This is a genomic window from Paenibacillus luteus, from assembly GCF_006542765.1.
Classification (GTDB): Bacteria; Bacillota; Bacilli; order Paenibacillales; family Paenibacillaceae; genus Pristimantibacillus; species Pristimantibacillus luteus.
On record NZ_SKCD01000037.1, the window covers coordinates 34,548 to 44,905 of the forward strand.

Below are 10,358 nucleotides of genomic sequence, written 5' to 3' on the forward strand. Positions count from 1 at the left end.
CGAACCACCTCCAAAATGAAATTCAAAAAAAATGAGGCTACCCGAAGGCAGCCTCAAATAGAGTCATGTTGTTTATTCTGGATGTCGATTCTGTAGACAGTAGTAGAGCTCCTAGTAGCAGTATGGCCAATTCCGTCAGTCTAATACTTTATTTTCCCAGTCTACAACTTTATTTTCTCAGTCTAATACTTTATTTTCCTAGTCTAATACTTTATTTTTCAGTCTAACACTTTATTTTCTTTTAACACAAACTATATTTTAAATAATTAACCTACTCCACCGTCACACTCTTCGCCAAGTTACGCGGTTTATCCACGTCGTGCTCAAGAGCAAGTGATGCATAGTAGGAGATCAGCTGCAGTGGTATTACGGACAATGCTGGCGACAGGATTGGAAGAGTCTTCGGAATCGCAAACAGCTCATCGACAGATTTCGCTACCTCTTCTTGCGAGCCTTCGTTCACTATGCCAAGAACGTGTGCGCCGCGCGCTTTCACTTCTTTAATGTTGCTAAGCGTTTTCTCGTAAAGCTCTTCCTGGGTTACTAAAGCGATAACCGGAATGCCGTCCTCGATCAGTGCTAGCGTACCGTGCTTCAATTCGCCTGCCGCGTAAGCCTCGGAGTGGATGTACGAAATCTCCTTCAGCTTGAGCGAGCCTTCCTGTGCGACAGCATAATCTACGCCGCGACCAATGAAGAACAAGTGTTTGTGGCTAGAAATGGATTCAGCAACCTGCTTAAGCACATACGCTTGCTGCAAAATATGCTCTACTTGCTCAGGTAGCTTATGCATAGCTACAATAACTTCTTCGATATACGCTGCATCTTTTGTCTCCAGTGTTCCTGCAAGATGCAAGCCGAAGAGATAGAACGCAATCAGCTGCGAAGTGTAAGCTTTTGTCGAAGCTACCGCAATTTCAAGACCTGCCCAAGTAATTAGCACATGGTCCGCTTCACGGGCAACAGAGCTGCCGACAACGTTGGTAATGGCAAGCACGCGAGCGCCGTTGCGCTGTGCTTCACGAAGAGCCGCGAGCGTATCTGCTGTTTCGCCTGATTGGCTAACAACGATAACAAGCGTATCCGGCGTGATGATCGGTGAACGGTAACGGTACTCCGATGCCACGTCCGTCTCTACCGGGATTCGTGCAAGTGATTCAATGACCGATTTGCCGACAAGCCCAGCATGGAATGCCGTACCGCAAGCCACGATGTGGACTTTGCGAATCGATTTAATATATTCAGCTGTCATACCCAGCTCTTTTAAGTCAACGGATTTGCCGTCTTCGGAAATACGACTCATCATCGTGTCGCGGTAAGCCTTTGGCTGCTCATGAATTTCCTTCAGCATGAAGTGATCAAATCCGGCTTTCTCTGCGGTTACCAGATCCCAATCGACATGGAATATTTCCTTGGAAATACTTTCGCCTTCAGTCGTCATCACTTCGACAGCATCACGTGTCAAGATCGCCATTTCGCCGTCGTTCAAAATGTACACATTGCGAGTATGCTCCAAAATTGCCGGAATATCCGAGCCAATGAAGTTTTCGCCTTCGCCAACGCCGATAACCAGCGGGCTTGCAAAACGTACCGCTACCAGGCGGTCCGGTTCAAACTCAGTCAATACGCCAAGCGCGAACGCTCCACGCATACGTTTCACTGCGCGTTGTACCGCTTCAACGATATTGCCGTCATACTCGTCTGCGATCAGATGGGAAATGACTTCCGTGTCGGTCTCTGATACGAATATATGTCCCTTCGTCACCAGCTCTTCCTTCAGGTTCAGGTAGTTCTCAACGATTCCGTTGTGAACGACCGAGAACTTCGCCGTGTTGTCCGTATGCGGATGCGAGTTCACGTCTGATGGTTTGCCATGCGTTGCCCAGCGAGTATGGCCGATGCCGACAGAGCCTTCAAGCGGCTCTTCGCGCAGCAAGCCTTCAAGATTCGCCAAACGACCCTTCGACTTTGTAATTTCAAGCCCGTTCTTCGTGAAGACAGCGATACCGGCGGAGTCATAACCCCGGTACTCCAGCTTCTTCAATCCTTCGAGCAAAATGTCCTGCGAGTCGCGTTTACCAATATATCCTACAATTCCACACATAATTTAATAGGCCTCCGATTAGGTTATTTTCCCGCCCAAACCGGATGCCTGCCAATGCGTGGCACAGGCAATATGAAGTTGTCACAAAGTAATCCCAATTATTGCGGAAAATGTAACCCCTCTGCCCATGCCCACCCATTGGTGGCATCTTGGACATACGGGAGAATGAATCATATACGAAGCCTGCCGCACGATTGTATGACCGGTCGCCCGGCCGTTTTACGTAACGGCTTTCGGTTGGCTTATAATACCGGAAGGTCCCCGCCGAATGTTTCGAACACCTTCACCTCGTCAGCTTCCCGTATGAACACCCGCTTCAAGCTCAATATTCCAAGCTCTACAACGAATCATTCATCACGCAAGCTCTGGCGCTTAACTTGCTTAAATAACCTCAATCCTCGCTTTCCTTCTTGAATCACACTACCTATCATATTCATTTTCAGCAAACTGTGCAACCACTGTGTGAAAATATCCACAAGTATCTTCCAAAATAAGGAGCCGAAAGCCAGCCTTCTACACGATCTGACAGGCTTTCGACAGCATCCTCACAATGCTTAACCTAGCTCACTTTTGACGACGTCAGCGATTTGATCCACATAGGCCTCGACTTGTTCCTTCTCAGGACCTTCCGCCATGACCCGGATCAACGATTCCGTACCCGATGGACGGACAAGAACGCGGCCGTTGTCGCCCAGCTCAAGCTCTACGCGCTTTACTGCTTCTTCGATAGCCGTATTGCCTTGGTACAAGCTCTTGTCGGCTACACGCACGTTAACGAGCTTTTGCGGGTACTTGCGCATTAGCCCTTTCAGCTCGCTAAGCTTCTTGCCTGAAGCAGCAAGCGTATCCACCAGCTGAAGCGCCGTAAGGATGCCGTCGCCTGTCGTAATATGATCCAGGAAAATAACATGGCCGGATTGCTCGCCTCCTAAGTTGAAGCCGCCGCGACGCATTTCTTCCATCACGTAACGGTCGCCTACAGCCGTTTGTGCGGTTTTCAGGCCGATACGCTCAGCGCCCTTGAAGAACCCGATATTAGCCATCACCGTGGTCACAATCGTATCTTCCTTCAGCTTGCCTGCGCGTTTCATCGCATCACCGATAATGCACAGAATGAAGTCTCCGTCCACTTCGTCGCCCTTCTCGTCAATCGCAATAAGACGATCCGCATCCCCGTCAAAAGAAAGGCCGAGATCCGCGCCGTGCTGCAATACCTGCTCACGCAAATATTCCGGATGCGTCGAGCCTACGCCCGCATTGATATTCAAGCCGTCTGGCTCAGCGCCAACGGTAATAATATTCGCGCCAAGCTCGCGGAATACGGATGGAGCAAGCTCATAGGCAGAGCCGTTTGCGCAGTCGAGTACGATTTTCAAAGCGCTGAACTCGCCTTTAATCGTCGTTTTCAAATAATCCAGGTAACGCTGCTTCGCGCCTTTATCGCTTGATACCGCTCCGATATCGCCGCCCTCAGGACGTGGCAATTCATCTGTGTCGGCATCGATCAACTGCTCGATTTCGAGCTCGGTATCATCCGATAATTTAAAGCCGTCGCCGGCAAAAAACTTAATGCCGTTATCCTCTACAGGATTGTGCGAAGCCGAGATCATAACGCCAGCATCGGCGTTCAATTCGCGCGTAATGTAAGCCACCGCAGGTGTCGATACGACGCCAAGGCGAACTACGCTTGCGCCAATGGACAGCAAACCCGCGATCAGCGCAGACTCCAGCATTGGCCCCGAAATTCGTGTATCAAGCCCAATGACCACCTTTGGTTTTTTGGCTTGACGCGTCAAGACATAGCCGCCGCAGCGGCCGATTTTGTAAGCTAGCTCCGGTGTAAGCTCGCGATTGGCTACGCCACGTACACCGTCTGTTCCGAAATATTTCCCCATAATAGATAATGCTCCTTTGTTATATGCTGCAATCGTCGTTTTTTGTTAGTTGTTCCTGTTCCATATTCATTTGATTTACACCCTTATGCTCCGCTAGTTGCATTGCCACCACTGTTTCCGTTACCGCTCCCATCAGTGGTAGCCGGGCTTGGTGTTGGCGTAGGGGTTGGCGTTTCCTCTGTCGGGGTTCCCCCGACCTCCTCGGTTTCTTCCCCATCCGTGCCGCCAGCAGCTTCATCCGCTACAATTTCAATCGAAACCGTAAGCGTCTGCCCCTCTGCAAGCACAGTCTGTACGTAGGATGGCACATCCACCTGCAGCGTCACCTCATGCAAGCCCGGTGCAAGCCCCTCTAAGTTAGCAATGATGCTGATCGCTTCTGCCTTAAGCGCAGACAAGACCGATTCCGCACCGCTCACAGTCAAATTAAACTTACCGTCCGCAGGCGTGCGAACTGTCGCAGAGGTCCCGCTCGCAAGTCCTTCAATGGTGATTGGCATGCCGGTAAAGGTTTTTGTAATATTCGGCGCCACGACAACCTCAAGCGTCACCTCGCCTGGATCAATCGACTTGATGCCGTCAATGGACTCGGTCTTCGCCTGTATACTGCCGGACTGTTTCACCTTTGAGAGATCCAGCACGACCCCATCATAGACTTGAAGCCCGTCTAACGTCTTCTGATCGCCATATACGGTAACCTGATCAATCGTCGGCTTAACCGACACCAGACTTAATCCCTCCGGCAGCGTGCCCGTGTAGCGCACCTGAAGAGGCAGCTTCTTGAACGGAGGCGTAATCTTGACTTCCACATGTACGGTAGACGGAGAGATCATTGCGTTCGTCATTTCAATGCCGTCTGTATCATATACGATAACTTTTGCTTTTTTGTTCACAATTGTTTTATCTGCGCCTTCGACGTCTACCTCAGTCGTTACAAGCCCAACTCGGCTCATATCATCCTTCGGCAGCGTAACCTGTACGGCATCTGTAGGCGATACCACGCTTGCAGCTCCTAGGACATAGCCGTCTGCCGGCTTGCCTTCGGTTACGACCTGCAGCTCGAAAGGCTTGGTCAAAATCTCCTCAATTTGCACCGTTACGGTCCTTGGTGACATTTTTACCAGCAGAATCCCCTTAGGCAGGTCTACGGTAAGCGGCAATTCCTGAATGCCGGGCTTCACGCCCTTTAAGTCCACCTTCACGACATAATCATCGGTGGAGGAGGCCTTAAGCAGATCAGTAAGCCTGCCCTGTACGTCGAGCCGAACGACGGTAGGCTCCATGGCCGTTAGCACATATTTTTTGGTATCGAGACCATCCGGCGTAATGACAGAGGCCTCAATCGTCTTCGTATCAATATTTGTAGTCATCGTCTGCGGCGACGTATCCGGATCAATATGTACAACCGCCCATAGCAGCAGCCCGACAATAATTGAAATAATTTTCAGCGAGGTAGGATGGCTTAGCCACTTATCCATCTTGGCCTCCTTTCCGCTTCCAAAGCGACGATATCGTCGCACGTTCCTTGGTGCGCCCATTCGTCTTCGGCGTCAGCTCATCAAAGAGCTTCGAAATTAGGGATTCCTCGTTGATATCCCGGACAATCATGCCTCCGAGCGAAAGAGATATTTGTCCAGTTTCTTCCGACACGGTGACGGATATGGCATCCGTGACCTCACTTACGCCAATCGCCGCGCGGTGGCGCGTTCCCAGCTCCTTGCTGATAAAAGGATTTTCGGACAGCGGCAAATAGCAGCCTGCTGCCATAATCTGATTCGAGCGGATGATGACCGCACCGTCATGAAGCGGCGTGTTCGGCGTAAAAATATTAATGAGCAGCTCGGAGGTAATCCGCGATTCCATCCGAATGCCCGATTCGATGAGCTCGCTTAGGCCCGTTGTGCGCTCGAATACGATTAACGCTCCGATTTTGCGTTCTGCCATAAAACGGACAGCTTTAATCACGCCGTCTATTTGCTCATTAACGACATCCCGATCAAGCGAATATGACCTCGCAAAAAGCTTGCCCCGTCCGAGCTGCTCCAGTACTCTTCTAAGCTCCGGCTGAAAAATAATGAGCACGCTCACGATTCCGAACGTGAACATCTGGTTCATAAGCCACTTCAGCGTGTACAAATTAAACCAAGTGCTCAGCGCCCATACGGCAACAAGGATAAAGATCCCTTTCAGAAGCTGAACCGCCCGTGTACCGCGCACAAGCAAAATCATTTTATAAATAATATAGCTGACTATGCCAACATCGATGATGTCCTTTAACCAGTCATGCCAAGTCGAATCCGAAAAATAACTCATATGCCAACCCCCAACAGCTGATCCCCTTATTCTGGTCTATACTGGTTTTCAACTTTATTATTTTCTAGATGTGGGATTGGAAATCCTTTTTTTCAAAAAAAAATAAAAAATGCCTCCCTGCAAGAGGGAGGCAGCCGACATTAACGAGCATTCCCGCCAAACGTTTGCGTCACTTTGTACCAGAACCAATCGAGCGCTTGATCGATGGTCCGGCTCTGCCCCGCGATATGGCCGGTGGAAGCCAGATTCAAGGTACCGTCTATAACAGTAACATTCCCATCTACTTCGCCTTTAACCTCGGCTGTTCCATTTTCTACCGTCAGGTTGCCAGTTAAATGGGCCCCTTCTGGTACGATTACGGTGTTGCCCTCTATAATGACCTGCTGAAGATCCTCGCCCGCGACGATCAACTTGGTGTCCTCTTCCCACATGGTGAAGAAGCTTCCCAGCATTACGAGTACGAACACCGCAGCAGCGGTTACGCCCGGATAGCGGTAAATAAAGCGTACGATCCGGTTCCGCTGGTTGCTTCGTTTCTTCGGCAGCTGCTGCATAATGCGTTCCGTCAATTGCTCTGATGCTTTCAGGTCGTAATCCGCGGCAGGCTTAAGCGCTTCTAAAGTCTGGAACGCCGCGGCGTCCGTCTTCTGGAGCTGTTCAAACCGACTGCGGCAAGCCGGACAGGAGAGCAAATGAGATTTTAACGTAACGATATCTTCACGCGGCAGCTCGCCGTCCAAATAGTCATGCATCCATACGATGGCGACGTTGCAATTCATAGCAGCCAGTCCTTTCTTTCCATTGCTCGCGCATTAAGTTCTATTCTCGTTATTAGGATACGTTGCTCGCGAGGGGATGTTTCACTTTTTTTAAAAATGTCGCAACTCACCCTCCCAAGCCCAAAAAAGGTCGCCATTAATCCCTGAAATAAGCCAATGTCCAAAGCAGACATGGCTTCACTTGTTTATGTTCAGTAAGGAATCTGGGTTATAGCTTGTGCTCCAGTTTCTTTCTCAGAAACTCTCTGCCGCGATGCACGCGGGTCTTAATCGTCGTCACAGGCATGTCCAGCACATCCCCGATCTCCTGCAACGACAAATCCTGCATGTAACGCAGCGTCATCACGCTCTTATACTTTGGCGGTAGCGAGGCAATCGCCGAATGAATGATCCGCTGGGTATCCGAGAGCAGCAGCTCCGATTCGGGTGTCCGGTTATCACTCGGTATCATGGAATAGCCGTCCAATCCTTCATGGTCGTTCGATTCGGCATCAAGCGAATAAGTGGGCTTCCGCTTGCGCAGCCGATCAATGCACAAGTTCGTAGCAATTCTGTAGATCCATGTCGAAAATTTTAACGTATCATCATACCGATCCAGGTTTTTGTATACGCGAAGGAAGGTGTCCTGAACGACATCCTCCGCCTCCTGGCGGCTGTTTAACATTCGATATGCCATATGAAAGAGCTTATCCTGATAGAGGTCAACAAGCTCAGCAAATGCCTGCTGATCGCCTTTGAGCGCTAACTTCGCCAGGCGTGCTTCCAATACATTCACCTTAACTCCTCCAAACCTTCCGTTCGTTCAACTGACCAGTGTGCCATAGACCATGCATGAGCCGCCGTCCAAAGCTGCAATTACAATTAAGAGAAATTGTACGCCAGCAACCGCCCGCTAAGCCTAAGGCAAGTAACCGCAGTGAGCGATGTATCAGCCTTTATCTATGTAAATCTTTAATAGGATTATATATGTATTTTCTTTGCCGAGGCATTCACCATATTCATCGTTAACGTCATCAATATTGCCCAGCAATCTTATATAGCAATAGAAAAATCGTAATCGACCTGAACTGAAAAAGCAAGGCAATTGAAAAGAAAATGCCAATCTGTAGTAACATATCCCCCAAATTGGAAGACTAACTTACCACGTACAGCCCTAAACCTCAGTCGCTAGAAATGACGATGCAGGCTCTATTTTCTGGCGTACGTTTCGGATGGCAACCATTTAGCCAATTATATACGTTTAATGTCCGCTCAGCAATCGACTTTAGGCTAGTTTCATGCTTCGACTTCCGGCTAGGCTGCATGGATTGTAGATGCCAAAAAAAGCTCAGGCACCTCGCGGCTCCCAAGCTTTTCTCTACACTTTGCTGACGCTAGAGATTATAGCGTATTTGTTTTCAACTGATCGAGCACCTTTGTAATGGTCGATGTCGGAATGGCGAACCCAATGCCCTGTGCTTCCGCGTTCACCGCTGTATTAATGCCAATTACTTCGCCATGCTCGTTTAGAAGCGGTCCGCCAGAGTTGCCTGGGTTAATGGAAGCGTCGGTTTGCAGCAAATGCTCGTATTCATGGTTGCCTTGTTCATCCGCAATCGTAATTGGACGTTCCTTGGCACTTAGAACACCCATCGTCAGCGTTTGGTCGAAGCCATAAGGGTTGCCGATCGCCATCACCCAATCCCCGATTTTAGTTTCATCTGAACTACCTAACTTGAGTGACGGGAATGCTTTTCCGTCAGGGCTCTCTACCTTAAGCACGGCCAAATCGAGATCATAGCTAGAACCAAGCACTTTAGCTGTCAACGGCTCGTCATAGCCTTGCACCGTCACCTTTACCTCTTTGGCATCTGCAATCACATGCTCATTCGTCAAAATATAACCGTCCTGCTCAAAGAAAAATCCGGTTCCTGAACCCACCAGCTCCAGTTCCGCAGCACTTTGCTGTTGTTGCTGCTGCTGTTGTTGTTCCTGCTGCTGACCGCCTCTGCCAGATTGCCCGCCACCAAAAAACTGTTGAAACCGCGGGTCGTCAAACATAGAGCTGGAACTAGCCGCTTCACCGTAGTTTTCAATTTTCACAACCGCCGGGCTTGTTGCGGCATACACAGATGCGATATCCTCGCTTGTGCTGAGCGATGCGGTCGATAAGCCTGCATCCTGCTGCGCCGTGTTGCTCACTACGCTGGAGCCCGTACCCTGAACCGCCGCTGTCCCTCCGCTGAACAAATTGTTTTTGTCCGCCATGTACGAGAAGCCTCCGATTACCATAGCGCCGATCAGAAACGATGCGAGCAGCGTTTTGGGAGAGCTTCCTCCGGAACGTTTCTTCTTTTTCCCCTGCTCCTCATCTGGAAGCTGCTCCGTCTCTTGCTGAAGTCTCAGTTCCCTCTCATATGATGCTCTCAGATCGTTGCTCGATTTGGTAGATTCATAGATATAAGTAGTGACCGATGGTGACTGGTTGCCCGTGGCAGATGTATGCGTAGCAGAGGTATGAGTGGCAGTTTGATTCGTATTCGAATGATTGTTCGCATCATAGTTCATATCGTTGTTCAAATCGATATTTGCACCGTTGTTCGTATCGTAATTCATATCGTTGTTTGTATCGTTGTTTGTATCGTTGTTCGTATTGTGATTCATATTGTTGTTCGCATTCATGCGTTTGTTTTCCTCGTTCATCGTGTTCATCCTCTCCAATGTAGGTGTCTGTTTCCCATGTACCTATCATGCAGGATGTACCTTAAACGAAACTTAAGCCGGTTATAAATGAACATAAGAAAACAACGAAGTTATGTTTTCTTCTTGCGGAGATTCTATCAATGGAAATATATATTTTATGCGCTCAAAAAGTTTCAAATTACATCAAAAATTAAGTCTACGCCCCAGAGTAGCTCCCCCATCCAGATTAGATCTACTTTTTAGACCTATTTTCGCCAATTGGACCGTTTCCGATGAAATAGATCTACTTTTTACACTAGCCTTACAAACAACCTAACATCAATCCAAATTTTATTTCGAAATGAATAATTTTACAATTGAATTCCTTCTCTTAAAAGAAAAAGAATAGAGGAGGCTTAATTGTAGGTGGTTACCATTTTATGGTATTATTCTGTTGTTTGACTACTTCTCCACTATGATCTTTACGGCAACACGTTTCATTCCTTTGGGAAGAGGAGACGGTGGTGGTTTTGTTCCTTCCACCTTCCTTCTTCCCTTAGATGTCCTATCCGACGTTCGTCCCTGTCGCCTACAAAAAGCTCCCCA

Annotated in this window: 7 protein-coding genes; all 7 read right to left on the minus strand. The window is 48.8% G+C overall.

What is annotated here, in order from left to right:
* Positions 1 to 271 precede the first annotated feature (271 nt).
* Positions 272 to 2,104 carry a glutamine--fructose-6-phosphate transaminase (isomerizing) gene (gene glmS / locus E0496_RS25175; protein ID WP_141504513.1) on the minus strand — a complete coding sequence of 611 codons (1,833 nt, stop codon included), beginning with the start codon at positions 2,102 to 2,104 and terminating at the stop codon, positions 272 to 274.
* 554 nt (positions 2,105 to 2,658) lie between these two features.
* Positions 2,659 to 3,999, minus strand: a complete 1,341-nt coding sequence (gene glmM / locus E0496_RS25180) for a phosphoglucosamine mutase (RefSeq protein ID WP_141504514.1) — start codon at positions 3,997 to 3,999, stop codon at positions 2,659 to 2,661.
* Positions 4,000 to 4,082: 83 nt separating this feature from the next.
* Positions 4,083 to 5,477, minus strand: a complete 1,395-nt coding sequence (locus E0496_RS25185; protein WP_161601563.1) for a CdaR family protein — start codon at positions 5,475 to 5,477, stop codon at positions 4,083 to 4,085.
* Complete coding sequence (gene cdaA, locus E0496_RS25190) at positions 5,470 to 6,312, minus strand: diadenylate cyclase CdaA (RefSeq protein WP_141504516.1); 843 nt, start codon at positions 6,310 to 6,312, stop codon at positions 5,470 to 5,472. Before cdaA ends, E0496_RS25185 begins: the two co-directional genes overlap by 8 nt.
* A gap of 140 nt (positions 6,313 to 6,452) precedes the next feature.
* Positions 6,453 to 7,091: a zf-HC2 domain-containing protein gene (locus tag E0496_RS25195; protein ID WP_141504517.1), complete on the minus strand. Its 639-nt coding sequence runs from the start codon at positions 7,089 to 7,091 to the stop codon at positions 6,453 to 6,455.
* A 208-nt stretch (positions 7,092 to 7,299) separates the two neighbouring features.
* A complete protein-coding gene (gene sigW, locus E0496_RS25200) occupies positions 7,300 to 7,866 on the minus strand; it encodes an RNA polymerase sigma factor SigW (RefSeq protein ID WP_139990775.1) in 567 nt (188 codons plus the stop codon).
* 605 nt (positions 7,867 to 8,471) lie between these two features.
* Positions 8,472 to 9,773, minus strand: a complete 1,302-nt coding sequence (locus tag E0496_RS25205; RefSeq protein WP_241674986.1) for a S1C family serine protease — start codon at positions 9,771 to 9,773, stop codon at positions 8,472 to 8,474.
* Between the last annotated feature and the right edge of the window lie 585 nt (positions 9,774 to 10,358).